Here is a 23949-nt window from a genome sequence, read left to right on the forward strand (position 1 = left end):
CAGCCGGCGCTCAGCCGGTCGGACGGGCGTCGACGCGACGGAGTGGGGGCGGATGGTCGAGCGGGAGATCCTGACGGGCGGCGGCGTCAACGAGGTCGTCCGGATCGGCGACACGGTGCGTCGACCTACCGGCCCCTGGTCCGTCCGGGTCCACGAACTGCTGCGGCATCTCGCCGCCCAGGGCTTCCCGGCGGCGCCCCGGCTACGCGACACGAGCGAGCCCGGCTTCGAGATCCTCGATTTCCTGCCGGGCGAGGTGTCGAACTATCCGCCCACCCCCGCGGCGGCCTCGGTCGAGGCATTGGAGAGTGCCGCCGCGCTGCTGCGGGCGTATCACGACGCGACCGCCGAGTACGCGCGGCGAGCGCCCCGCGACGGCTGGCAGGTGCCGGCGACCGAGCCGGTCGAGGTCATCTGTCACGGTGACTACGCGCCACACAACTGCGTGCTCGACGGCAACCGTGTCGTGGGCATCATCGACTTCGACCACGCCCAGCTCGGGCCCCGGATCTGGGATGTCGCCTACGCGGCCTACCGATGGGTGCCGATGACCGCTCCGGAGAACACGGACGGCTTCGGGACCGCCGAGGAACAGGCCGCTCGGCTCCGGACGTTCTGCGACCGCTACGGACTGGACGACAGCGCCCGATCCGACCTGGTCGACGTCACCGTCGCCCGGTTGCACGCACTCGTCGACTTCATGCACGCCCAGGCAGCCGCCGGCAACACCGCCTTCGCCGGCCATCTCGCGGACGGACACCACATCCAGTACCTCAACGACGCGGAGTACGTACGCGCGAACCGCCTGGTCTTCGAACGCGCCCTACACCCCTGAGCCGGCCTCGCCTGCGGCGGCCGTCACCAGTCCGATAGCTGATCCCGCAGGGGGCGGACCTGCACAGGGGACAGCGCCGCGTCCGGGTGGACGCGGCGCCGTTTCGTACGATCGGCTAGCTGATCTTCTTGCGGTAGATCGCGGTCGCGGCGACGTAGGCCACCACGAGCAGGCCGACACACCAGGCGAGGGCGATCCAGATGTCGTTGCCGACGGGTTGCTGCCCGAAGAGGTTACGGAGGGTGTTCACGATGGACGTCACCGGCTGGTTCTCGGCGAACCAGGCGACCGGGCCGGGCATCGAGTCGGTGGGGACGAACGCCGAGCTGATGAAGGGCAGGAAGATCAGCGGGTAGCTGAAGCCGCTCGCGCCGTCGATGGTCTTGGCGGTCAGGCCCGGCATCACGGCGACCCAGCTGAGGGCGAGGGTGAACAGGACCAGGATGCCGGCGGCGGCGAGCCAGTCGACCACGGACGCACTGGTGCGGAATCCCATGATCAGCGCGACGCCGATGACGATCACGAGCGAGGCCAGGTTGGCGATGAGCGAGGTCAGGACATGTGCCCAGAGCACGGAGGGACGCGAGATCGGCATCGACTGGAAGCGCTCGAAGATGCCACCCTGCATGTCCAGGAACAGACGGTACGCGGTGTAGGCGATGCCGGAGGCGATGGTGATGAGCAGGATGCCCGGCAGCATGTAGTTGATGTATGACTCACCGGTGCCGGTGTTGATGGCCCCGCCCAGCACGTACACGAAGAGCAGCAGCAGTGCGATCGGGGTGATCGCTGTGGTGATGATGGTGTCCGGGCTGCGGAGGATGTGGCGCAGGGAGCGACCGGTGAGGGTTCCGGTGTCGCTGAGGACGTGGGCGGTCATCGGGATTCCTCTCCCGCAGGAATGGCCGCCTCGTCGGTGGTGTCACTGCTGCCGCCGACGAGGGCAAGGAAGACGTCTTCAAGGGTCGGCTGCTTCTCGACGTACTCGACCTTGGCGGACGGGAGAAGCTGCCGCAGCTCGGCGAGGGTGCCGTGCTGGATGATGGTGCCTTTGTGCAGGATCGCGATTCGGTCGGCGAGTTGCTCGGCCTCGTCGAGGTACTGCGTGGTCAGCAGGATGGTGGTGCCATCCTTGGCGAGTTGCTTCACCGTCTGCCAGACCTCGATGCGGGCCTGCGGGTCGAGGCCGGTGGTCGGCTCGTCGAGGAACACGACCGGCGGGTTGCCGACCAGGCTCATCGCGATGTCCAGCCGCCGTCGCATGCCGCCCGAGTACGTCGCCGCCCGGCGGTTTCCGGCTTCAGTGAGCGAGAAGCGGGCGAGCAGGTCGTCGGCGATCGCACCGGGATTCTTCAGGTGACGGAGCTTCGCGATCAGGATCAGATTCTCCCGACCGGTGAGCGTTTCGTCGACTGCGGCGAACTGGCCGGTCAGGCTGATCGACCCGCGTACTTCGCCCGGAGCAGCGGCGACGTCGAAGCCGTGGACGCTCGCGCTGCCGCTGTCCGCCTTCAGCAACGTCGACAGAATCCGCACCAGCGTGGTCTTTCCGGCGCCGTTCGAGCCGAGCAGCGCGAAGATGCTCCCGGCCGCCACGTCGAAGTCGACACCCCGCAGCACGTGCAGGTCCTGGTAGGACTTGGTGACGGCCCGCACGCTGATCGCGGGTTCACGCGTCTGGTTGGTCACGGCCTGTCCTCCTGCCGGTTGTTGTCGTCGGCGGCGTCGATCGCCTTCCGGAGACGCTCGCGCTCCTTGTCGATCCACTGCCGGCCGGCGTACGCCTGTAGGAACGTCTCGGCGAACTCGACCGGGTCGTCGCCGACGACGGCACGGACCGGCGTTCCGTCGGCGACCGCACGCTCCCAGAGGTCGACGAAGTCGCCGAGCATCGTGGTGATCGTGTCGCCGTCGAGGATGCCACCGTGGTACATGAAGTACCTGTGCAGCGCCTTGGCCGAGCCGCGGTAGGGCTCCGGCAGGGCCTCGATCCGGGCCATGTGGTGCTTGTACTGCTTCTTCTGCTCCAGCGATCCGACGAGCGTCTCGATCCACTTCGCGGCCATGCTCATGCTCCCTGGTCGTGTTGGTTGCCGTTGTGACGGAGTTGCTCGATGCGATCCGTGAGGACGCTCCACGTCCTCCAGAACTCGGCGAGTTGGTCCCGCCCCTTCGCGTTCAGCGAATACACCTTCCGCGGGGGCCCCTTCTCGGAGGGCACCTTCTCCACGTCCACGAACCCCCGTTGCTCCACGCGGACGAGCAGTGCGTAGATGGTGCCCTCCGCGATGTCCGAGAACCCGCGGTCGCGCAGCCACGCGGTGATCTCGTAGCCGTACGCGGACCTGCGGGCCAGGATCGCCAGGACGATGCCTTCGAGGGTGCCCTTCAGCATCTCGGTCATCTGGTTGCCCATGTCCTCATCCCCTCGCTACCAAGCGACGCTGACTACTGGTAGACAGTAGCGCTAGGTACCGGTAGATAGCAACACTGAATACCAAGCGATTTCGACGCGGGCTCCATCCTGAGGACGTCGCTGCCGGACGCCGTCGGAGGCGGCGTTACCGTTTGGCGCGGTCGAACGAGGCGAGCACCTGACGTGCAGCTGACGCTGAACGAGCTGCGGGCCGGACGAGCGAGGGGAACTCAGCGATGGGCGACGGGGTGAGCAGTGCGCGGGTACGGTCCGAGACGGCCCCGCCAGTCCGGCATCGTGGTCCGGTGGCGCTCGCGCTCCGGCCTCTCGGCTACCTGTTGATCGGGCTCGTGTGGGCGGCGCTCTCGACGGTGATCCTCGCGCTCGGACCGGGGATGCTGGCCTTTCTGGTCTGGGCCGATGTCACCGGCGCCCTCGGCGAGGTCGAGCTCATCACCGGGGGCGTCGCCGAGTCGCTGCACAACCCGGCAGAGGCGATCGCGATCGTGATCTCGCTCCCGCTGCTCGCGCTGCTCTGGGGCGCCGGCGTGCTGTGGATGCTGCCGTGCGCGGCGCTGCCCCCGATGCTGCTGTCGTTCACCTTTCTGGTCCGGTCGCTACGCCCCTCCTACGCCGACGACGCGCTGTCCTTCACGACGCGAGGGGCGCGTGGGAGCACCATGGGTGTCACGTTGACGCAGGTGTCCCTGTCGCTGCTGCCCGTCCACCGGTCCCGTTGGACGGACACCCTCATGCGGTTCTACGTGGCGGGCTGGGCCGTCAGCCTGCGAGCGATGACCGCCGCGATTCCCGCGGGGTTCGGCTGGTTGGCAGCCGTCCTCGCCACCATGGAGGACCTGCCGACGTCCGTACGCGTACTGCTCGCCGCCGCAGCCGTCGGCCTGGTCGGCTGGTCCGCTGTGCTGCTGCGCAAGCACTGGCGCGCCCGGTTCCACGGCGAATCGACCGGGCGGTCGGAGCGGCCGATCACCGACCTCTCGGCCGACGAGCGCGATCGCCGTCGCCGGGCTCTTGAGAAGCGTCGGGCAGCGCGTTTGTCGCGTCGCTGACCACGAAAAGCGCTGTCCATCGCCGTCGAGGTGGCCAGTCGCTGGCGGAGTAACGCCGACCTTGTGGCGGAGGACCGCTGCTGAGGCGTCCACTAACGTTGGCCGGACGGGGAACGGGACTCCTCGCGCGACGACTTGTGCGATGTGGACTCTCATGGAGGCTGGCGTGGTCTGGATCGGCCCGGCGAGCGAGCGGGAAACGACGGTGCCTGACCTTGTCGGCCTGACCGTTGAGGCCGCCTGGCAGGTCACTACGGATCACCATGTGAAGATGACCAGCGGTGATCCCGACGGGCCGCCCCTGAGTCAACTGACCTCGACGGGCGTCTGGCTCATCACAGACCAACAACCGCCAGCCGGGACGACGATGCGCCGCTTTGGCTCGATGGCGGTCGTCGTTGAGCAGATACCGGACAACCTGGCTGGCGACCGTGAACCACGCCGCCCGCTACCTCGCTTGGATGGCCTCGGCGCCGAACTGAACCCCGCCACAGACGGTGATCCAATCCAGTAGACGTCAGCGCACTCGCCCGGCCACCGTCAGGACGCAGCGAGTAGTCGGATCTCGCAGCGACACCACTGGCCTTGGCGAGCCGACCATCACCGGTCACGAGTGGGCACGCCATCAACTGACGCATGCGACCGAGCAGGCTAAACTAATCCCTTAGCTAAGCGAGGAGGTTGCGCCATGTCGGCCGAGGCCGTGCACTACAACATGCATGATGCCAAGACCCACCTGTCGCGCATCATCGAGCGGGTGGAACGCGGCGAAGAGATCATTATCGACCGGGCGGGCACCCCGGTGGCGAAGGTCGTACCGCTGGTCCGGCGGGCTAACCGCACCGCAGTCGGCTCTCTCGCCGGCCAACTGGACCTCTCCGGTGACTGGGACTCACCACAGACCAACGCCGAGATCGCCGACGACTTCGGCATCGGCGCATGAATCTGCTGCTGGACACTCACGTCGCGCTCTGGGCCATCACCGGCGACCCGACCCTCGGCACCGAGTTGCTCGACCGACTACGCCACGAGCCGGACATCTTCCTCTCCCCGGTCACCCTGTGGGAGATCACCATCAAACAGAGCATCGGGAAACTCGCCGGCCCCACTGACCTTGCAGAGCGGGTAAGAGACATGGGCTTCCGGGAACTCCCGGTGACCCACGCCCACGCCATCGCCGCAGGCCGCCTGCCATCGCATCACCGCGATCCCTTCGACCGCATGCTGGTGGCACAGGCAATCACCGAAGGGCTGACCCTCGCCTCACGCGACGCGTCGATGGCGCTGTACGACGTGGACGTCCTCAAGGTGTGATCGGACAGTTCGGCCCACGCCTGACAGTGCCCGGAAGAGGCCCAGGCCCAACTCGCCCACCGGCCGTCCCTCCGCGGGGGATCCATGGCCAGCCACAGTCCGCGTCGAGCAGCCAAGCAGAGCGTCACGACGCGCTGCGGGGACTGGCTCGCATCAAAGATCAGCAAGGTAGGCCGGAGGTACCACCATGCGACCACAGTGCGACGATCGTCGGTGAGCCGCTTCCACTCAGGTTGGCCGCTCCAAGGGCGTCAGGCCGATGATCATCGGGCGGCCAACGTCAGGAGGCCACGAGCAGTCGGATCTCACAGCGGACGCCGCCGGCTGTGGCGAGCCGACCATCACCGGTCACGAGTGGACAGGCCAGCAGCTCCGCCGCCGCGATATACGCCGCGTCATTCGCCGTGACATTGCCCCGCAACTGCCACATCCGATCAAGCAGTGTCGCGGCACCAACCTCGTCGATGACCAACGAAGGCAGGGTGTCGATCGCCTCCTGCGCCCGAGCAAGGCCGAGCTTCCCCCCGAGGACCTTGCCTCTGATCACGGACATGACCTCGACCAGAAGGTGGCTCGGCGCGGCCCAGTGCAAATCTCCGGTCAATTCCGCCCGCGCCGCATCCCCGACCGGCCCATCATCGACCAGAGCGTCGGCCAGAACCGACGCATCCACCACGATCACGCGGCGCTTCCCCACGGTCCGCGCTGCTCCCGCTGGTCGTCCAACTCGGCGGCGCTCTCCCCCGGCAGAGAGCGAGCACCGTCGGATCGACCTGCGAAGCGATCAAGGGCCGCCGTGTTGCGCAGCCGTCGAGCCTGCGTCTCCACCAACTCCAGCAGGTACGCCTGCAGTGACTGCCCACGCGCCTTGGCCTGGGCCGCCAGGGCGTCTCGCACTTCCTCCGGAACGTCCCGAATCTGGAGAGCAACCATGCATTCATTATGCATGCAGCTCTCGTGTTGGCCAGGAAAGACTCGAACCCGATGCACGTGCCCTGCTCACTCCGACACCACGCCTTCGAGGACGGTGACGCGAGCGGCGGATTGTGCTGCTGCGGACTCATTGCGGACTGACGGCGATCGGTCCAGATCTTGACGCGGGGCGTCCGGGTCATCGGTAGCCTGGCTGACCAGGGAAAACAACTGGTGGGCCGGAGGTGCCACCATGCGAACCGTGTCGCCACGATCGCAGGCGATCCGCTAACCCTGAACTTGCCCGGCCCACGGACCTCGGGTCGTGCGCGATGATTCCGACACCACCCACCGAACCGCCAGCCAGTCGCCGTGGTCTAGACCCGTAAACCTCTCTGGACGGCGAACAGGCAGCCCGGATGACGCCAGGAGGTAGAACCGTAGAACATTTAGTTCTACACTTGTGTCCATGGAACGCATCGGTGTCCGGGAACTGAACCAGAACACGAGCCAGGTGCTGGCTCGGGTGAGTGGCGGCGAGACCGTCGAGATTACCGATCGCGGACACCCGATTGCCCGACTTGTTCCGGTAGGCGACGACAGGTCGGTGTTGGCCAAGTTGGTAGCGGCAGGGCGAGCCGTCGCCCCCACCGGCGGCGGCTCTGTTCCACTTCCGCCGAAGCTCGGTGACGAGAGTGTGGACGCGGCCGCCTCACTCGCTGCGATGCGTGACGAGGAGCGCTGGTGATCTATCTCGATTCAGCTGCCGTCGTCAAGCTGGTTCGGCAGGAGATGTGCAGCGCCGACCTTGTCTCCTGGCTCAACAAGCACGACGACGTGCCGCTGGTTTCCTCCGCTCTCGTCGAGGTGGAAGTACCCAGAGCGCTGCGCCGATCAGCTCCGCAAGCTTTGATCGGAGTACCGGCTGCCGTCGGACGGCTGTTCCGACTGGAGATCGACAGCACGATCCGTGCGACCGCAGCTGCGTTCGCCGAGCCGACGCTCCGCAGCCTCGACGCCATCCACCTGGCCACCGCCCAAGTGCTGACCAACGAGTCCGGCGCGGCACTCACCGCCTTCGTCACCTACGATCGGCGGCTGCTCGAATGCGCCAAGGAAGCAGGACTACCCGTAGCAAGCCCCGGCCAGAACTGACCCACGAATCCACCACCCTGGTGCGGGGTCCGGCCGCCGTACGGCAGCGCGGCCGGCGACACCGGCTGCGGCCTGCGCTTCTGCGACCCCTTCGTACCAGCGCAACGCACCATGCAGGTCGCCTCGCTCGGCGAGCAGCTCGGCGACCAAGGTGCAGTGACCGTCATCCACCGCTGCGTCGTGAGCCAGGGCATCCAGCAAGACGTACGCCTCATCGACGTCGCCCTGCTCGAATCGCACCTCAGCGAGCTGCGCCATCGCGGAGCAGCCGTCCCCACCGGCGTCAGTGATCAGCCTGGTCAGCAGGTCGGCTGCTCGGTCGAACCGCCCCGACCGGCGCCATGCGTCGGCAGCCTCGAGCAGGATCTCACCTCGCTCGTCCGGATACTGCTCCACCTCAGCCTCAAGGGCCGCAGCCTCGTCTGCCACACTCATCGACACGGCACCTACCGTACTGAATGCCTCGACGCCATCGGGCGCGGAGAGCCAGGGGCGTCAGGAGCGGTACACATCCCTTCGATGATCAATGTCCACAACAGTCACGGTGCGGTTGTCGTCGTCGATGCGGTAGATAATCCGGTAGGTACCTCGCCGGGCGCTGAACCGATCCGACAACGGCGGCAACAAACGCTTTCCGACCCGGTACGGCTCTCGCACCAACGGCCCGGTCATGAACTCGTACGCGGCGACAGCGACGGCCTCCGGCAACCGTTCGGCGAGCGCTCGACGGACGGTCGGTGTGGTGCGCAGCGTGTGCGGATCTTCCGGCAGCCGAGGGCTCACGCGGCCGAGGCGCGACGGGCGCGAATGGTCTCCGCAAGCTGGTCGGCGGACACCTCTTCACCTCGGGCCAGTTCGGCGTCGGAGTCGGCCAGCCGCCGCAGGGTGCCCGCATCCCCGAGAACCGCGACGGTTTCCTCCAGACGCTCCAAGTCCTCCACCGACACCAGCACGGCCGACGGCCGACCATGCACGGTCACGGTCACCCGTTCATGGTGGTCGTGCACCCGCCCCACCAGTTCAGAGAGCCGAGTCTTCACTTCCCCCAACGGCAGCGTCGTCATGGTCATAAGTATGACCAAAATCTGCTGCGGCGTCCACCGTTCCTCCAGACACCATGCCGATGGTTCGCATGGTGAACACACGGCGCCACAAAACGGCAGGTCAGAAAGTTGCGTGGGGCGGGCGGGACTCGAACCCGCGACCGAGGGATTATGAGTCCCCTGCTCTAACCGGCTGAGCTACCGCCCCGGCACCGGGCCGGATCTTATCCCGCCCAGTCGATCACCGGCCAACTAACCTTCCCGACCTCCCTGCGGTCCGCCGGACCGCACGGTCGGACGCTCGATGTGAGCGCCGTGCGGTGCAGGTCGGGAGGGATTCGGCGGCCGCGGCCTCTCCTCACCGGCGTCGCCCCCGCGTCAGCAGCACGATGGGCAACGCGAGGATAACAGTGAGCAGCCAGCCGATCACGACCGCACCCCACAGTACGGCGACGTCCTCCTCGGCGGTAGGACTGATCAGCATGCCGATGGTGAGCAGCAGGGTGAACCCGCCCACCACCAGCGTGGCCAGGCCACTGAGCACCATCAGCAGGACCTCCCACCCGGCCCGCTTCGGCCGGGTCAGGCGCTCGCGGGCCTCGCGGAGGGTACGCGGTTGCGGGATGCTCTCCGGATCGCGGGGCGGCATGGTGATCTGCCGGTCGATCGGTACTCCGCTGTCGATTACCTGCATCGCCGCCGGACGCGTGTCGAACAGGGTCGGCTCGATGTGCAGCACGATCGCGTCGTGCCCGATGAGCTGCCGGGCGCCGTCGGGCCAGGCGAGCATCGCGGCGCAGTCGGCGTAGGTGACGGTGAGGGTGCCGCCGGCACTGAGGTGGCTGACCCCCTCGGTGCCGATGAGCAGTCGACTGTCGTCGTCGCGGGCGCGGTAGGTGGTGCCCGCGACGGTCGACTCCGACGAGGTGGGCGCGGCGGTGAAGCCGGCCCAGTCGGCGCTGGTCCCGTTCGGCACCATCAGCAGCGCCGAGGCGTACGCCTCCTGGGCGACCTCGTGCAGGTCTGCGAGGGTGACCACCTTCAACTGCGCGAGCTGCTCGTCGATGGTGCGGTTTGGCTCGCCGGTGAGCAGGTTGAAGGCGTACGCGGGCAGCCGGGTGGCGTCGGCCTCGGCGGTGGCGTACATGTCGATCCGCTTGGCCACCACGGCGTCGAGGTCGCTCTGCTCGATCCGGCCCACCCGCAGCTTGGCCAGCACGTCGATGAATCCACCGAGCACGGCGTCCTGCTTCTCGGCCAGCGAGTCGGCCAGGGCCCGCAGGTGGGCCTGGCCGTCGCCACGCGGTTCGTAGCCGCTGCCGATGGTGTAGGAGAGTCCGGCGTCCTGGCGCAGCGCCCGGAACAGTTCGCGCTCCAGCACCTCGGCGAAGACGTTCGCCGAGGTGCGGCGCCGCACGACCGCGTCGAGCACCACCGCCCGCGAGCCGTGCACGAAGTACGCCGGGGTGGTCGGCAGCGCCGACGAGGCGGCCGGTACCGGCTGCCGGCTGCCGGCGGGCAGGTCCAGCCGCAGCCCTTCGGGAACCCGGTCGCCGGCGATCCAGAGCACCGCGTTCTCCCGGGTGAACCAGCGTGCGGCCCACTGGCGCAGTTCCTCGGCGGTGAGCCTGCCCAGTCCCCATTCCGGGTAGCTGCTGAGCCCGTGGTCGCGGGCACCGTGGCGCCACAGCGGGATGTCGTCGATGGCCGCGCTTCCCCGGCTGCTCCACTCGGTGCGCAGGATGTCCTTCTCCACCTCCAACCGCCCGGTCGGCAGCTCGGTCAGGTTGGCGCAGACGGAGGTGAGGAAGGTGGCGATGTCCGGTGCTGAGCCCTGCATGTGGAAGGTGGTGAAGGTCGGTCCGGTGGCGCCGTTGAAGTGGTAGTCGGCGGTGCCCAGCGGGGCGAGAACGAGGTGTTCGAGCAGGTGCGTGATGCCGTGGCGGGCCAGCGTCTCGTCGGCGGTGCCGACCCGGAAGGTCAGCCCGGCGCGCATCGGCCCGCCGGTCGGGGCGAGCAGGGTCGGCACCCCGTCGGTTTCCAGGTGTTGGATCACGGCTGGCCGCCCTTCGCGTACGCCTTGTCGCGGAACCGCTGGAACTGCGCGACCGCGTCGCCGAAGTAGCCGAACATCGACTCGTCGCCGAGGTCACCGAGGGCGGCGAACTGCTGCGCCGCCGACGTCCACTCCTCCATCAGGCAGAAGGCGAGGGCGAAGGTGCTGCGTACCCGGACCCAACCCCAGCCGTGCCGAAACTCGCGGTGCCAGATGGAGCGCTGGGCCGCATCGTGGATCGCGGCGCGCACCTGTTGGCCGCGCAGGAATGCCCGCGCAGCGGACAGGGTGCCGTGGTCGAAGGCCTGCTCCAGGTGCACCTCGACGATGAGGACCGCGTTGGGCGCGCCGGCCGGTGCGGCGGCGGTGCACTCCCGGGTGAAGTCGTGCGCCTTCTCCCAGGTGCCGCTCCACTTCGGGCAGAACTGCTGCAACAGGGAGCTCTGGGCCGGCAGGTGGTGCGGGTGCCTGGCGGCGAGGCGGTCGTAGCGGCGGCGGGCCTCGGCCTGGCCGAGTTGCAGGCCGCGGGCGCTGGTGACCCGCTGGGTCCAGGCTGCCGCGTCCTCCGGGTGGCGGGCGGTGGCCTCGATGAGGACCTGCTCGGCCCGGCGCAGATGTTCGAAGAACTGGGCGAACTGTTCGCGGCTGACGTCCTGCGCCCGTTGGGCGGTCCGGATCCGCCACCCGGCGCGGATCAGGTGCGCCCCCAGCATGGCAGCGGCCACCGGGTCGTCCGGCTGTTCGGCGAGCGCCTTCCGGAGGAACGTCTCGGCGTCCGCCGTGTCGCCGACCTCGCCGACGAGGACCGTCCTGCCGTGTGCGTCCTGGGCGTCGACGAGGGTGCGCATCGCCGGCCAGTCGCCCGCGGCCAGCGCGTCACGGGCGGCGGCCACCTGGGGGTACGCCGCCGCGGCGTCGAACACCGGCGGCGCGAGGGGTCGGGGCATGGCGAGGATCATAGGTGATCATCATCGGGCCTGGTGACCCCGAATTTCAGTGCTGACGCAGGTGCCGCAGGGTGGCTCCGGCGGTGCGCCATCCGCTGGCGAGTGCCCCTTGGATCGACGGGCTGTCGCGGTGGTCACCGGCGACGAACAGCCCGTTTCCCAGCGCCACGGGCTTTCGTAGCCGGCCCTGTGGCGGCGGCGCGGCGGGCAGCGCCGCGGGGATGGTGACCGTGGTCAGGTGCTCCCAGTCGGCGGTGGGCCGCCCGTACAGCCGGGTCAGTTCCAGCCGCACGGCCGACTCGGACGGTACCGACGGGCCGACCACGGAGGTGGCGATCAGGTGCCGGTCGGGTGGCGCGTAGCTGGGCGCGGCCCGGCTGACCACTACCGTGTTGGCGACCATCTCACGGCGGTCGCCGTCGACGAGCAGGATCGGCTCGCCCACCGGTGGCTCGGCGGTGGCGTGGTAGTAGGTGGTGTAGCTGTGCATGCGCACCGGCGGCAGGTCCAGCAGCCGGGTGGCGGTGAGCGGGTCGACGGCGACGACGACGGCCCGGCAGCGCAGCTCACCGGCGCTGGTGCTGACCCGGCCCGGCGCCACCGCGGCGACGGTGGTGTTCAGGTCCAGCAGCCCGGCCGGCAGCGCGGCGGCGACGGCCCGGGGCAACGCCACCATGCCGTCGGCGGGCAGGCCGACCCGGCCTCGGGCGAACGAGCGCAGCACCATGGCCAGGACGTGGCTGGAGGTTGCCAGTTCCCGGTCGAGCAGCACGCCGGACAGGAACGGGCGCAGCAGATCCTCGATGATGGCGTGGGAGAGGTTCGCGCGACGCAGCGCCGTCTCGGCGGTGGTTTCGGGTCTGGCGAGCAGACGTTCCGCGGGCAACGTGGCGTAGCTCGCGGCGAGGGCGGCGAAGCGCAGCCGGTCGGGCAGCGACCCGACGGGGGCCAGGGCGGTGCCCGGCCCACCGGCGGGATCGCGTAGCGGACTGACCAGTCGCAGCAGCCGGTCGCCCTTGCGTACCAGCACCCCGGAAACGAAGAAGCCGAGGTCGAGACGGTCCACGTCGAGCAGCGCGCCGAGCCGGGGGTACGCCGTGTTGAGGACCTGGAATCCACGATCGAGCAGGAAGCCGTCGACGGTGTCGGTGGCGACCCGGCCACCGAGCCGGTCGGCGGCCTCCACCAACCGCCAGGACACCCCGGCGCGATGCAGGCGGCGGGCCGCGGCGAGACCGGCGAGGCCGCCGCCCACGATCACAACGTCGGTGTCAGCGGACATGGGGTACGCCCTGCGCTGGTCGTGCCGGTGCGGGCTGGCGGCGGGCGGGCCGTGCCGCCAGGGTGGGGCGCGCAGCGGCCTCGGATGGTCGCGGCTCGACCGAGCCGATCTTCCAGTTTCCGGACATCCCACCCACCGGCTGTCGTCGCAGGATCGACGCGCACCAGCGTAGACGCGTCGGCCGGGTGCCGCCCGCTGAAGCCCGGCGTCGCGCCGGTCGGCCGGATCTGGTGGGGACACGAGTGACGCCCACCGGATCTGGCCGGTGGGCGTCGTGGTGGGGAGGGAAGCTCCCCCGTTTGGACTCGAACCAAAAACCTGCCGGTTAACAGCCGGCTGCTCTGCCAATTGAGCTACGGGGGACCGCAACAACGCCCGGAGCGGATCGCTCCGCACCGCGCGCCGGGCACAAGAGTACAGGACGGCGGGGGGTGTTGGTCCAGGGGGTTCATCGGCCACCACCGAGCGGCCCGGGGGCGGTTTACCGGACAAATCGTCATCCTGGCACAAGGAGGTATGAGCGGAGAGCAGGATGGGTAGTTAGCTGCCGACGACAGGACGCAGGCGCGAATCGGTCAGTCCCGCCACCCGGGTATCCGGGAGCGGGACGGCGGCGCGTCAGGTACGAAAGGAGCCGCCATGCGCGGAAAGATCATGTTCCTTGGCGGGCTGGCTGCAGGGTTCGTCCTGGGCGCCCGTGCCGGCCGGGAGAAGTACGAGGAGTTGGTGGTCCGGGGCCGCAAGGTGCTCGACCACCCGACCGTCCAGGAGGCGGCCGGGGTCGCGCAGGCCCAGGCGAACCGTCTCTACCACGAGGGCAGGGACAAGCTCGGCAACTCCAAGCTGGGCGAGAAGCTGAACGCCAACGGCAAGGCGGGGATCACCCCCGCCGACGACGCGTTCGCCGGTACGCCGGCCACGGCCGGCACCAAGTCGGGTTCCGGCTCGTCGGGTTCCAGCTCGACGTCCGCCACCCCCCGCAGCAAGCCGTCCGGCTCTGGAGCCAACGGCAGCACCCTCTGAGCACCCCCGGACGGGCCCGGCCACCGATGTTGGTGGCCGGGCCCGTCCGTGTGCCCGGCCGGCGGCGGGTCACGCCGGGCCGCTGCGGCGACAGGCGTTGACGGGTCCGCTCCCGGCCGGCCACTGGCCTGAAACACCGCCGTGGAACACTCCGCACGGAGGTGGTCGAGATGGCCCTGGTCCGGCCGGAGAATCCGCAGCAGGCACGGTTGGTCCGGCTACTGCGGGACGAGGGTCCCCGCTCCCGGGTGGAGTTGGGTGACCTGCTGGGTCTGTCCCGGACGGCCCTCACCACCGAACTGGACCGGCTCACCGCCCGAGGGCTGGTCGAGACCGCCGGGCCGGCGGCCTCCCGGGGCGGGCGCCGGTCGTCGTTGCTCCGCCTTTCCGGCGGCGTGCGCTTCGCCAGCGTGGTGGTCGCCACCGACCGGGTCACCGTTGCGATCACTGACGGCGAGTTGAACGTGCTGGCCGAGACCGACGAGGTGGCGGACGTGCGCGACGGACCGGAGCCGGTGACCGGCCGGGCCGTCGAGCTGGTCGACAAACTCCGCGCCGAGCTGGGTGTCACCGAGCTCACCGGGGTCGGTGTCGCCCTTCCCGGGCCGGTCGACGGCGGCACCTCCACTGCACCGGCCGTCCTGCCCCGATGGCAGCGCTTCCCGGTCCGCGACGCGTTCGCCGCAGAACTGGGCTGCCCGGTGTTGGTCGACAACGATGCGAACGTGCTCGCCCTGGGCGAGCGGCACGCCGGCATCGGCCGTACCGTCGAGGATTTTCTCTACCTGAAGCTCGGTACGGCGATCGGCTGCGGGCTGGTGCTCGGCGGGTCGCTCTACCGGGGTGCGACCAGCAGCGCCGGCGACATCGCGCATCTACCGCTCGGCGAGGAGGGCCCGCCCTGCGCCTGTGGGGAGGCCGGTTGTCTTGAGGCGTACTGCGGGGACGTGGGGTTGGTCCGGGCGGCGTTGGCGGTCGCCCGGACGGGTCGCTCCCCGGCGCTGGCCGCGCGGCTGGCCGAGGCGGGCGGGCTCACCGTCGAGGACGTGGCCGCGGCCGCCACCGCCGGGGATGCGGCCACCCAGTTGCTGGTCCGTGATGCCGCCCGCCGGCTCGGTCGGGTGCTGGTCGGCCTGGTCAGCTTCTTCAACCCCGGCATCGTCGTGATCGGTGGGGCGCCCGACGGGCTCGGTCACCTCCTGCTCTCCGAGATCCGTGGCGTGGTCTACCGACGCTCGGCGCCACTGGCCACCGGCGCCATGCCGATCGTCCTGTCGGATCTGGCCGGCCGGGCCGCCGTGGTGGGCGCGGCCCACCTGGCCAGCGAGCACGTCTTCAGCGCCGGCTGACCACGCCGACCCCCGGAAGCCGGCGCGGGCCGGCTCCCGGGCGTCCGTACGGTTCAGTCCTTGCTGCTGAACGCCGCGTCGAAGGCGGCGGACGGTGCGTCGAAGGCGAGCCGGCGGACGAACTGGAGCGCCTCCGGGGCGCCGACCAGCCGGTCCATCCCGGCGTCCTCCCATTCGACGGAGATCGGCCCGGAGTAGCCGATGGCGTTCAGCGCCCGGAAGCAGTCCTCCCAGGGCACGTCGCCGTGGCCGGTGGAGACGAAGTCCCAGCCGCGGCGCAGATCCGCCCAGGGCAGGTGCGAGGCCAGCCGACCGCGACGGCCGTCGCCGGTACGCACCTTCGCGTCCTTGCAGTCGACGTGGTAGATCCGGTCGGCGAAGTCGAAGATGAAGTTCACCGGGTCGAGTTCCTGCCAGACGAAGTGCGACGGGTCCCAGTTCAGCCCGAACGCGGGCCGGTTACCGATCGCCTCCAAGGTCCGCTTCGTCGTCCAGTAGTCGTACGCGATCTCGCTGGGGTGCACCTCGTGGGCGAAACGCACCCCGACCTCGTCGAAGACGTCGAGGATCGGATTCCACCGGTCGGCGAAGTCCTGGTAGCCGCGCTCGATCATCTCCGGCGGCACCGGCGGGAACATCGCCAGGGTGTGCCAGATCGACGAGCCGGTGAAGCCGACGACGGTGTTCACGCCGAGCTTCGCCGCCGCGCGAGCGGTGTCCTTGATCTCCTCGGCGGCCCGCTGGCGTACTCCTTCGGGCTCGCCGTCGCCCCAGATCCGGGCGGGCAGGATGCCCTGGTGCCGCTCGTCGATCGGGTGGTCGCAGACCGCCTGGCCGACCAGGTGGTTGGAGATCGTGAAGACCTGAAGGTTGTGCTTGGCGAGCGTCTCCCGCTTGCGTTCGACGTACGAGTCGTCGGCCAGGGCCTTGTCGACCTCGAAGTGGTCGCCCCAGCAGGCGATCTCCAGGCCGTCGTAGCCCCACTCGGCGGCGAGCCGGCACACCTCGTCGAACGGAAGGTCGGCCCACTGGCCGGTGAACAGCGTGATCGGTCGCGCCATGTGTCCTTTTCCCCTGTCGTGTTGGGGATTCCGTTACCTGCGGGACCGGGGCGAGGATGGCCGGATGCGGCGGCCCCGACGGTGCACCGGTGGACGCTTGTCGCGTCTGGGGCCGACGGGTTGCGCCTCCCGTCGACTCACCGGCCACCTCGCGGTCGCCGTCTCCCACTCTAGGCGGGCGGCGCGCGGTAGGAAAGTGCCCCGGCGCGACGGGTGAGCGTCGCACCGGGGCACTACCGCTGGTTCGGTTACGGAAGGACCCAGCGCTGGTTGGCGCCGGTGTGGCAGGTCCACAGGTGCACGGCCTGCCCGTCGGCGGAGCTGTTGTTCGACACGTCCAGACACTTGCCCGAGTTCGGGTTCCGCAGGGTGCCGTTGGACTGCGCCGACCAGACCTGCGCACCACCGCCGTTGCAGGTCCAGAGCTGGATCTTCGTGCCGTCGGCTGACCCGGCACCGTTGACGTCCAGGCACTTGCCCAACGCCCGGATCGTCGAGTTCGGCGTCACCGTCCAGGTCTGCGCCGCGCCGCCGTTGCAGGACCAGAGCTGGATCTGCGTGCCGTTCGCCGACGAGCCGTTACGCACATCCAGACACTTGCCGGCCAGTCCGGTGATCCGACCGGTCCGGTCACCGTCCGGCGGCGGGTTCGTGCCGCCGAGTTCCCTGATCCGGATGTTGCGGAACGAGACGTCGTCGCCGGTGCCGTGGTTCTGGATGCCGATGTGGCCGGCGAGCGACCGGACCGGGTCGGTGTTGGTGAAATCGTTGATCTTCGAGCCGTTCAGGAAGACCAGGAGGCGCTCCCCCTCCACCAGCAGCTCGTAGGTGTTCCACTCCCCCGCCGGGTTCAGCGCGGCGTCCCGGGCGGCGAGGTCGGCGGACTTGAAGCCGTAGACCGCGCCGGTGGTCCGGTCAGCGGCGTCGGTGGGGTCGATCTGCACCTCGTAGCCGTTGTTGATGGCGGAGTTCGGGTCGCTCGACGGTGGGAAGCCGATGAAGACGCCGGAGTTGTCATCGCCGGCCAGTCGCCAGTCCAGCTTCAGCGAGTAGTTGGTGAACTGCTTGGCGCTGTGCCAGAACAACCCCATCCCGCCGACGGAGGTCAGCGTGGCGTCCGAGTTGCTGAAGCTGCCCGGCCCGGCCTGGGACCAGCCGCTGGTCGAGCCGTTGTAGAGGGTGGTGTAGCCGGTCTCCGGCCGGCAGTCGGCCTTGGTGCGGCCGGCTGCGTACCGGATGCCGCCGAGCAGGTGCGCCCGGAAGGCTGGCTCGGCGTACGACGCCTGGGTGTGCCCGCCGCCGGTGTAGAAGGACCGGCCGCCGTTGTACGTCTTGCACCAGGCGATCGGGTGGTCGGCGCCCATCACACCGCCGGAGTACGTCGACTCGTTGAGGTTCGCCAGCACCCGCGCGTTGGCGCGGGGGTTGCTCTGGAAGTCGTACCACTCGTCGGTACGGACCCAGTTCTGCGGCAGGTGGGCGGTGGCCGCGTGGGCGCGGTTCTCCACCCGGACGGTGGCCTGCTGGATTGCCGGGTGGGAGCGGAAGTACGCGCCGACCAGGTTGCCGTAGAAGGACCAGCCGTACTCGGTGTCGGCGGCGGAGTGCACGCCGACGTAGCCTCCGCCGGAGCTGATGTACGACTCGAAGGCGCTCTGCTGGCTGTTGTTCAGCACGTCACCAGTGGTGTTGAGGAAGATCACTGCCTCGTACTGGGCGAGGTTGCCGGTGGTGAAGACCGCGGCGTCCTCGGTTGCGGTGACGGTGAAGCTGTTCGCCGCGCCCAGGTCCCGGATGGTCTGGGTGCCCACCGCGATGGAGTCGTGCCGGAAGCCGGCCGTCTTGGAGAAGACCAGCACGTCGTACGGGGCGTCGGCGGCGCTGGCCGGGGTGGCCGGTGTGGTGCAGGCGAGTACGGCGAGGGCGGCGGTGGCCAGGCCGACGGTTGTTCGGAGGAGTTTTCGCATCTAGCTCTCCCAACGATCGTTGTGTCAGGAGGGGCCCCTTACCAACACTAGGCGTTGACGAGGGGCCCCTCCTCAGACCTGCGCGACGCCCCCGTTGCACGCCCACAACTGGATTTTCGTACCGTCCGCCCTCTGCCAGGGCGGGGCGCGCGCCGTCGCGCCGAATGCCGTAGCGGGGGTGCCGAGGAGGGGTGCCGCGACGCCGGTTTACCTTGACGAAACGTGTTGGTCCTAGCGACGACACTAAACGTCATACGTTGATGTGTCTATATCTTTTGCCCGCCGGATGCCGACTTTAGTCAGTTCGATCAAAAGCCGTACGAGAGGGCTTCCGGCGCGACAGCGCTCAGCGCCGCCGGTCGATGGCATTCAGCGTTGTCGGTCGATGGCCTGGCCGGCCAGCTCCATCAGGGCGGTCCGGCTCTCCGCGGTCACCTCGGTGTGTTCCAGCGCCGCGAGCCCGGCCTCGGCGCGGACCTGGATCATCTGCTCGATCTTCCGGCGAGCGCCGGTGCTCTCGATGATCTCGCGCAGCTCGGCGGCGCCGTCGGCGTCCAGGTCGGGATTGCCGAACAGCTCGCGCAGCCGGGCGCCCTGCGCCCGGTCGGCGGCATCGCGGGCCAGCGCCATCATCACCGTCGGCTTGCCCTCGCGCAGATCGTCAAGGACGGACTTGCCGGTGACCGCCGGGTCACCGAAGACCCCCAGCACGTCGTCGCGCAACTGGAAGGCGTCCCCGAGCGGGTCACCGAACTCGGCCAGCGCGTCGAGCAGCTCGACGGGGGCGCCCGCCAGCGCGGCGCCGATCTGCAACGGCCGGGTGACCGTGTAGCGGGCCGCCTTCATCCGGATCACCGTGAGCGCGCTCGCCACCGAGCCGTCGCCCACCCCGGACACCAGGTCGAGATACTCCCCCGCGATCACCTCGGTCCGCATCAGCGCGAACACGGCGTACCCCTGGTGCACCTGGTCGGGGCTCAACCCGCACTCGTGGAACATCTGATCCGACCAGGCGGCGCAGAGGTCACCACAGAGCAGGGCGGTGTTGCGCCCGTACGCCTCGGGGTCGCCCCGCCAGGAGGAGCGGGCGTGCAGGTCGGCGAAGATCCGGTGCACCGAGGGCTCCCCCCGGCGGCGGTCGCTGCCGTCCAGGATGTCGTCGTGGATCAGCGCGAAGGCGTGGAACAGCTCCAGCGCGGCGGCGGCAACCACGATCGGTGTGCCGTCCGGGCCGCCCGCGCCCCGCCAGCCCCAGTAGCAGAACAGTGGTCGCAGGCGCTTCCCGCCGGCCAGCACGAACCGGTGCAATGTGGTGAAGACGCCCCGTGGCGCGCCGTCCGGCCAGTCCGGATCCTGCCGGTCGAGGAACGCGGTCAGCTCGGCGTCGAAGCGGGCCCGCAGCCCGGCGGAATCGACAGCTGCCTCGGCGACCGTCACCGTCCCTCCAACCCGGCCAGTTCCAGCAGCAGCCCCTTCACCTCCGTGGCCGCTATCCGGTCCCGGGCCACCGACGAGTCGGAGCAGAGCAGCACCGGCCCGTCGGCCGGATCGGCGGGCAGCCGTCCGTGTGAGCCCCGGACCGCCCGTGCGCCGGCATCCAACCCGACCACGTTCATCAGGTACCGCATCCCGAGCTTCTTGCGGGCCAAGGCGACCCCGGCGCGGCGCTTCGCCGCACCCGGCGCGGCGGGGTCGAAGAACAGCTCCGCCGGGTCGTACCCGGGCTTACGGTGGATCTCCACCAGCCGGGCGAAGTCGGGCGCACGCGCGTCGTCAAGCCAGTAGTAGTACGTGAACCAGGCGTCCGGCTCGGCCACCAGCACCAGCTCACCGGCGCGCGAATGGTCCAGCCCGTGGGCCGCCTTGCCGTCGGCGTCGAGCACCTCGGCCACCCCGGGCAGGCTGGCGCAGAGCTTCGCCACCGCCGGCACGTCGGCCGGATCGCGCACGTACACGTGCGCGATCTGGTGGTCGGCGACGGCGAAGGCGCGCGAGGTCCACGGGTCCAGGTACTCCATGCCCGCCTGGGTGTGCACCCGCAGCAGTCCCTCGGCGCGCAGCAGCCGGTTGACGTCCACCGGCCGGGACACCTCGGTGATGCCGTACTCCGACAGCACCACCACCGTCGCGTCCCGGCTCTGCGCGGCGTCCAGCAGCGGCGCGAGCACGCCGTCCAGCTCCGCCGCCGCGGCGGCGGACCGGGGCGAGGACGGACCGAAACGTTGCAGGTCGTAGTCCAGGTGCGGCACGTAGACCAGGGTCAGATCGGGCGAGGACTCGGTGAGGATCTGCTCGGCCGCCCGGCAGATCCAACGCGACGACGGCAGGCCCGCGCCCGGCCCCCAGTAGGTGAACAGCGGGAACGTGCCGAGCCGGCCGGTGAGCGCGTCGTGCAGTTGCGGCGGATCCGTGTAGCAGTCCGGCTCCTTGCGACCATCGGCGTAGTAGACCGGGCGCGGGGTGACCGTCCAGTTCACGTCCGCGCCCATCGCGTACCACCAGCAGACGTTCGCCACCGTGTAGCCGGGTCGGGCGCGGCGCGCGGCCTGCCACAGCTTCTCCCCGCCGACCAGCGCGTTGTGCTGCCGCCAGAGCAGCACCTCGCCGAGGTCCCGGAAGTACCAGCCGTTTCCGACGATGCCGTGCTCCGCCGGAAGGGCGCCGGTGAGGAAGGTCGACTGCACCGAGCAGGTCACCGCCGGCAGCACGGTGCCCAACTCGGCGCGGAATCCGGTGTCGGCGACCGCGCGGAGCCGGGGCATGTGCGCCAGCAACCGGGGGGTCAACCCCACCACATCGAGCACCACCAGCTGCCTGCTCATGCTCTCACCGCCTCAGCTAGCGGGGTCAGCCCGAGGGCGACCAGCTCATCCCGGGTGAAGGCCAGCTCGGCCGCGATCCCGGCGGCCAGCTCCGCGTCGGTGCGCGGGCGCCGCGCGGCCGGCAGCACCCCCCAGGTGTACGTCTCGACGTCGAGGTGGTCGCAGCCGGCGTCCGCACCGGTGAAGAGCGCGGCCAGCGCGGCGCGCAGCACCGGCAGGGTCGAGCCCAGCGGTGGTTCGGGTGGGGCGTGCAGTGGCACGTGGTAGTGCACCCGCCACGGCCCGGGCAGCCCGGCGTCCAGGGCGACGTCGAGATCGTCGGCCGCCCAGCTCGGATCCGCCGGATCGGCGGCCCGCAGCCCACCGGCCGATGCGGCGGCGCAGCCGGCGGTGCGGGTCTGGTGCAGGAAACGCGGCTCGACCCAGCGGCGCAGGGCGGCGGCGTCAGCGGTCGGGTCGGCCGCCTCCAGCGCGGCGGACACCTGCACCTTGACCACCGGCAGGCCGGCGACGGCCAGCCGCTCCAGAGCGGCGGCGGGCTCCTCCCAGGCGCAGGCGAGGTGGGCCAGATCCAGACAGATCCCGAGGCGATCGGTGTCCATTCCGGACAGCGCGGCGACGGCCTGCGGGGTGCTCTCCACCACGCAGCCGGGCTCCGGCTCGAAACCGACCCGCACCGGCCGGCCGGTGTCCCGCTCGACGGCGGCCAGTCCGGTGGCGAGCCGGTCGAGTCGTTGACGGGCGGCCTCCGCGTGGCTGCGGTCCCACGGCGCGCGCCAGGCCAGCGGCAGGGTGGAGACCGAGCCACGGGCGGCGTCGTCGGGCAGCAGGTCGGCCAGGACCCGGGCCAGGTCGAGGGTGTACCCGAGCCGGTCGTCCGTGGTCCAGTCCGGCCGGTACACCGCGCCCTTGACCACCGGTGCCTGGAAGGCGGCGTACGGGAAGCCGTTGAGGGTGACCACCTCCAACCCGCGTACCGTCAGCTCGGTGCGCAACCGACGACGGGCGGCCGGGTCGGCGGCCAGTTCGGCGGCGACCGGAGCGGCCAGCCACAGGCCCAGCCCGAGCGGGTCGGCGCCGAGCGTCTCGCGGATCGGCACCGCGTAGGTGTCCAGTTGGGCGACGATGCCGGCGAGGTCCTCGGCGGGGTGCACGTTGGTGCAGTACCCGAGGTGGACGGTGCGCCCGCCGGCGTGCCGTAGCCGCATCAGCTGCCGCCGCGCAGGATCGAGTTGCCGGCGAAGGTCGGCTCGGCGAAGTCGTCGTCGGTCAGGTCGAGCCGCCCGGACTGCCCGTAGAACTCGATCGGGTTACGCCAGAGCACCCGGTCGACGTCGTCGTCGGTGAAGCCGGCGCGCAGCATCGCCTCGCCGGTGGCCCGGGTGAGCAGCGGGTCGGAGCGTCCCCAGTCGGCGGCCGAGTTGACCAGCATCCGTTCGGTCCCGTACGCCTTGAGCAGCTCGACCATTCGCGGCGGCGACATCTTGGTGTCCGGATAGATGGAGAAGCCGAGCCAGCAGCCGGTGTCCCGGACCAGTTTCACTGTCGTCTCGTTGAGGTGGTCGAGCACCACCCGCTCCGGCGCGATGCCGGACTCGGCGACCACGGCCAGGCTGCGCTCGACACCCCGGGCCTTGTCCCGGTGCGGGGTGTGCACCATCGCTGGCAGGTCGTGCGCCACGGCCAGGGCGAGTTGGGCGGCGAAGGCGTCGTCCTCCTCGGGGGTCATCGAGTCGTACCCGATCTCGCCGACCGCCACCACGCCGTCCTTCTCCAGGTAGCGGGGCAGCTCGTCGAGCACCGGCCGACAACGCCTGTCGTTGGCCTCCTTCGGGTTCAGCGCGATCGTGGCGTGATGGCGGATCCCGAACTGCCCGGCCCGGAACGGCTCCCACCCGACCAACGAGTCGAAGTAGTCGGTGAACGAGCCGACGTTGGTACGCGGCTGGCCCAGCCAGAACGCCGGCTCCACCACCGCCCGGACGCCGGCGGCGGCCATCCGCTCGTAGTCGTCGGTGGTGCGCGACGTCATGTGGATGTGCGGGTCGAAGATCCGCATCACACCTCCCTGGGCTGGGGCTGGCTGGCGGCGGTGAGCCGATCCAGCAGTTCGGTGGCGTCGGCGGGCATGCTCCGACCGGCGGCCCGGCGCTCGGCGGCCAGCGCGGCGAGCATCTCCGCCAGTTCCCCGTCCGCGCGGGTGTCGAGGTCGGCCACCACCGCCAGCGGCACGCCGGTGAAGACGCACTTGAGCACCGCCTGCCGCCAGGCCGACGGGTCGAGGTGGCGGGCGTACGGGCCGAGGGCTGCGGCCACCAACCGGGTGTCGTTGGTGCGGATCGCGTCGTGCAGCAGCGCCACTCCGGCCGCGCCGATCGGCAGCAGCGGCAGCGCCTTGAGCACGGCCCGTTTCTCGGCGGCGTCCCCGGTGCGGTAGAGAATCTCGGCCTGCTCGGCATGGTCGGTGGGCAGGCTGGCCAGCAGCACGGCCCGGGCGGCCTCGTCGGCGGTCCATCCGGGCAGGTCGGGCAGGTCGTGTCGCCCGCAGCGACGACCGGCCGCCGGGAAGAACCGCGCGATGGCGGTGGGGTCGGTCGCGACGCGGTCCAGGGCCGTGGCCAACCAGTCCGGATCGGGTACGCCCCGCAGGGCCGCCCGCAGCTCGTCCACTGTCATCGCGTCTCCTCCCTCGTCCGC

28 protein-coding genes, 2 tRNA genes and 1 pseudogene are annotated in these 23949 nt (G+C 70.1%); 9 read left to right on the forward strand and 22 right to left on the reverse strand.

Translation table 11 applies throughout. The annotated features are described in order from the left end of the window. Positions 1-52: 52 nt before the first annotated feature. Entirely contained in the window at positions 53-835 is a 783-nt protein-coding gene (locus ACN26Z_RS24360; RefSeq protein ID WP_421463532.1) for an aminoglycoside phosphotransferase family protein, read from the forward strand. Positions 836-950: 115 nt separating this feature from the next. Here ACN26Z_RS24360 and ACN26Z_RS24365 read toward each other — a convergent pair whose 3' ends face one another. The 4 genes from ACN26Z_RS24365 to ACN26Z_RS24380 are packed head-to-tail and all read right to left on the reverse strand — an operon-like array spanning position 951 to position 3251. Then, the gene (locus ACN26Z_RS24365; RefSeq protein WP_282237226.1) at positions 951-1715 is read right to left on the reverse strand and encodes an ABC transporter permease; all 765 of its coding nucleotides are present in this window, start codon (positions 1713-1715) and stop codon (positions 951-953) included. After that, positions 1712-2524 carry an ABC transporter ATP-binding protein gene (locus tag ACN26Z_RS24370; protein ID WP_421463533.1) on the reverse strand — a complete coding sequence of 271 codons (813 nt, stop codon included), beginning with the start codon at positions 2522-2524 and terminating at the stop codon, positions 1712-1714. The genes ACN26Z_RS24365 and ACN26Z_RS24370 overlap by 4 nt, the downstream gene beginning before the upstream one ends. Then, the gene (locus tag ACN26Z_RS24375; RefSeq protein ID WP_421463534.1) at positions 2521-2901 is read right to left on the reverse strand and encodes a DUF1048 domain-containing protein; all 381 of its coding nucleotides are present in this window, start codon (positions 2899-2901) and stop codon (positions 2521-2523) included. Before ACN26Z_RS24375 ends, ACN26Z_RS24370 begins: the two co-directional genes overlap by 4 nt. Positions 2902-2903: 2 nt before the next feature. Then, entirely contained in the window at positions 2904-3251 is a 348-nt protein-coding gene (locus ACN26Z_RS24380; RefSeq protein ID WP_093401365.1) for a PadR family transcriptional regulator, read from the reverse strand. Between the two features lie 305 nt (positions 3252-3556). Between ACN26Z_RS24380 and ACN26Z_RS24385 the strand changes: the two genes are divergently transcribed. After that, positions 3557-4321 carry a hypothetical protein gene (locus ACN26Z_RS24385; protein WP_421463535.1) on the forward strand — a complete coding sequence of 255 codons (765 nt, stop codon included), beginning with the start codon at positions 3557-3559 and terminating at the stop codon, positions 4319-4321. 166 nt (positions 4322-4487) lie between these two features. Next, on the forward strand, positions 4488-4835 hold the full coding sequence (locus ACN26Z_RS24390; protein ID WP_282237222.1) for a hypothetical protein: 348 nt from the start codon (positions 4488-4490) through the stop codon (positions 4833-4835). Positions 4836-4861: 26 nt separating this feature from the next. Here ACN26Z_RS24390 and ACN26Z_RS24395 read toward each other — a convergent pair. Continuing rightward, positions 4862-4953, reverse strand: a pseudogene (locus ACN26Z_RS24395) (VapC toxin family PIN domain ribonuclease); the annotation flags it as partial. Positions 4954-5009: 56 nt separating this feature from the next. On the opposite strand from ACN26Z_RS24395, the gene ACN26Z_RS24400 reads away from it, so the two are divergent. Both ACN26Z_RS24400 and ACN26Z_RS24405 read left to right on the forward strand, forming a co-directional pair. Beyond that, positions 5010-5264 carry a type II toxin-antitoxin system Phd/YefM family antitoxin gene (locus ACN26Z_RS24400; RefSeq protein WP_102659982.1) on the forward strand — a complete coding sequence of 85 codons (255 nt, stop codon included), beginning with the start codon at positions 5010-5012 and terminating at the stop codon, positions 5262-5264. Continuing rightward, on the forward strand, positions 5261-5635 hold the full coding sequence (locus ACN26Z_RS24405; RefSeq protein ID WP_421463536.1) for a type II toxin-antitoxin system VapC family toxin: 375 nt from the start codon (positions 5261-5263) through the stop codon (positions 5633-5635). Before ACN26Z_RS24400 ends, ACN26Z_RS24405 begins: the two co-directional genes overlap by 4 nt. Positions 5636-5915: 280 nt before the next feature. Here ACN26Z_RS24405 and ACN26Z_RS24410 read toward each other — a convergent pair whose 3' ends face one another. Both ACN26Z_RS24410 and ACN26Z_RS24415 read right to left on the reverse strand, forming a co-directional pair. Further along, on the reverse strand, positions 5916-6332 hold the full coding sequence (locus ACN26Z_RS24410; protein ID WP_421463537.1) for a type II toxin-antitoxin system VapC family toxin: 417 nt from the start codon (positions 6330-6332) through the stop codon (positions 5916-5918). Beyond that, positions 6314-6568, reverse strand: a complete 255-nt coding sequence (locus tag ACN26Z_RS24415; RefSeq protein WP_013730933.1) for a FitA-like ribbon-helix-helix domain-containing protein — start codon at positions 6566-6568, stop codon at positions 6314-6316. The genes ACN26Z_RS24410 and ACN26Z_RS24415 overlap by 19 nt, the downstream gene beginning before the upstream one ends. Before the next feature lie 448 nt (positions 6569-7016). Here ACN26Z_RS24415 and ACN26Z_RS24420 point away from each other — a divergent pair, with 448 nt between their 5' ends. After that, the gene (locus tag ACN26Z_RS24420) at positions 7017-7295 is read left to right on the forward strand and encodes a type II toxin-antitoxin system Phd/YefM family antitoxin (RefSeq protein ID WP_204005847.1); all 279 of its coding nucleotides are present in this window, start codon (positions 7017-7019) and stop codon (positions 7293-7295) included. Then, positions 7292-7702 carry a type II toxin-antitoxin system VapC family toxin gene (locus ACN26Z_RS24425; protein WP_282237219.1) on the forward strand — a complete coding sequence of 137 codons (411 nt, stop codon included), beginning with the start codon at positions 7292-7294 and terminating at the stop codon, positions 7700-7702. Before ACN26Z_RS24420 ends, ACN26Z_RS24425 begins: the two co-directional genes overlap by 4 nt. Here ACN26Z_RS24425 and ACN26Z_RS24430 read toward each other — a convergent pair. The 8 genes from ACN26Z_RS24430 to ACN26Z_RS24465 form a co-directional block, all read right to left on the reverse strand. Continuing rightward, a complete protein-coding gene (locus tag ACN26Z_RS24430; RefSeq protein WP_282237218.1) occupies positions 7673-8137 on the reverse strand; it encodes a tetratricopeptide repeat protein in 465 nt (154 codons plus the stop codon). The two genes, ACN26Z_RS24425 and ACN26Z_RS24430, sit on opposite strands and share 30 nt — an antisense overlap. A 60-nt stretch (positions 8138-8197) precedes the next feature. Beyond that, positions 8198-8485 (reverse strand): type II toxin-antitoxin system RelE family toxin, encoded by a 288-nt coding sequence (locus ACN26Z_RS24435; RefSeq protein WP_282237217.1) that lies wholly within the window; start codon positions 8483-8485, stop codon positions 8198-8200. Beyond that, positions 8482-8766, reverse strand: coding sequence for a type II toxin-antitoxin system Phd/YefM family antitoxin (locus tag ACN26Z_RS24440; RefSeq protein ID WP_091614758.1), 285 nt, complete (start codon positions 8764-8766; stop codon positions 8482-8484). Before ACN26Z_RS24440 ends, ACN26Z_RS24435 begins: the two co-directional genes overlap by 4 nt. Positions 8767-8879: 113 nt before the next feature. Continuing rightward, positions 8880-8953, reverse strand: a tRNA-Ile gene (locus ACN26Z_RS24445). A 150-nt stretch (positions 8954-9103) separates the two neighbouring features. Then, positions 9104-10801: a M16 family metallopeptidase gene (locus ACN26Z_RS24450; RefSeq protein ID WP_421463538.1), complete on the reverse strand. Its 1698-nt coding sequence runs from the start codon at positions 10799-10801 to the stop codon at positions 9104-9106. Then, positions 10798-11748 carry a hypothetical protein gene (locus tag ACN26Z_RS24455; protein ID WP_421463539.1) on the reverse strand — a complete coding sequence of 317 codons (951 nt, stop codon included), beginning with the start codon at positions 11746-11748 and terminating at the stop codon, positions 10798-10800. Before ACN26Z_RS24455 ends, ACN26Z_RS24450 begins: the two co-directional genes overlap by 4 nt. A gap of 46 nt (positions 11749-11794) precedes the next feature. After that, positions 11795-13030, reverse strand: coding sequence for an FAD-dependent oxidoreductase (locus ACN26Z_RS24460; protein ID WP_421463540.1), 1236 nt, complete (start codon positions 13028-13030; stop codon positions 11795-11797). Positions 13031-13320: 290 nt separating this feature from the next. Continuing rightward, a tRNA-Asn gene (locus tag ACN26Z_RS24465) sits at positions 13321-13393 on the reverse strand. A gap of 276 nt (positions 13394-13669) precedes the next feature. Between ACN26Z_RS24465 and ACN26Z_RS24470 the strand changes: the two genes are divergently transcribed. Then, positions 13670-14053 (forward strand): hypothetical protein, encoded by a 384-nt coding sequence (locus ACN26Z_RS24470; protein WP_282237213.1) that lies wholly within the window; start codon positions 13670-13672, stop codon positions 14051-14053. A gap of 170 nt (positions 14054-14223) precedes the next feature. Next, positions 14224-15402: an ROK family transcriptional regulator gene (locus tag ACN26Z_RS24475; RefSeq protein WP_421463541.1), complete on the forward strand. Its 1179-nt coding sequence runs from the start codon at positions 14224-14226 to the stop codon at positions 15400-15402. Positions 15403-15455: 53 nt separating this feature from the next. Here ACN26Z_RS24475 and ACN26Z_RS24480 read toward each other — a convergent pair whose 3' ends face one another. From ACN26Z_RS24480 to ACN26Z_RS24510, 7 genes are all read right to left on the reverse strand, one after another. After that, entirely contained in the window at positions 15456-16463 is a 1008-nt protein-coding gene (locus ACN26Z_RS24480; RefSeq protein WP_093401383.1) for a sugar phosphate isomerase/epimerase family protein, read from the reverse strand. 248 nt (positions 16464-16711) lie between these two features. Continuing rightward, positions 16712-18430 carry a ThuA domain-containing protein gene (locus tag ACN26Z_RS24485; RefSeq protein WP_421463542.1) on the reverse strand — a complete coding sequence of 573 codons (1719 nt, stop codon included), beginning with the start codon at positions 18428-18430 and terminating at the stop codon, positions 16712-16714. A gap of 369 nt (positions 18431-18799) precedes the next feature. Further along, positions 18800-19867 (reverse strand): polyprenyl synthetase family protein, encoded by a 1068-nt coding sequence (locus tag ACN26Z_RS24490; RefSeq protein ID WP_421463543.1) that lies wholly within the window; start codon positions 19865-19867, stop codon positions 18800-18802. Beyond that, positions 19864-21252, reverse strand: coding sequence for an alkaline phosphatase family protein (locus ACN26Z_RS24495; RefSeq protein ID WP_421463544.1), 1389 nt, complete (start codon positions 21250-21252; stop codon positions 19864-19866). The genes ACN26Z_RS24490 and ACN26Z_RS24495 overlap by 4 nt, the downstream gene beginning before the upstream one ends. Beyond that, positions 21249-22460, reverse strand: a complete 1212-nt coding sequence (gene eboE / locus ACN26Z_RS24500; RefSeq protein ID WP_421463545.1) for a metabolite traffic protein EboE — start codon at positions 22458-22460, stop codon at positions 21249-21251. The genes ACN26Z_RS24495 and eboE overlap by 4 nt, the downstream gene beginning before the upstream one ends. Continuing rightward, positions 22460-23311, reverse strand: coding sequence for a TatD family hydrolase (locus ACN26Z_RS24505; protein WP_421463546.1), 852 nt, complete (start codon positions 23309-23311; stop codon positions 22460-22462). Before ACN26Z_RS24505 ends, eboE begins: the two co-directional genes overlap by 1 nt. After that, on the reverse strand, positions 23311-23928 hold the full coding sequence (locus ACN26Z_RS24510; RefSeq protein WP_421463547.1) for an EboA domain-containing protein: 618 nt from the start codon (positions 23926-23928) through the stop codon (positions 23311-23313). Before ACN26Z_RS24510 ends, ACN26Z_RS24505 begins: the two co-directional genes overlap by 1 nt. Positions 23929-23949 lie beyond the last annotated feature (21 nt).

Source organism: Verrucosispora sp. WMMD703, from assembly GCF_049178935.1.
Classification (GTDB): domain Bacteria; phylum Actinomycetota; class Actinomycetes; order Mycobacteriales; family Micromonosporaceae; genus Micromonospora; species Micromonospora sediminimaris.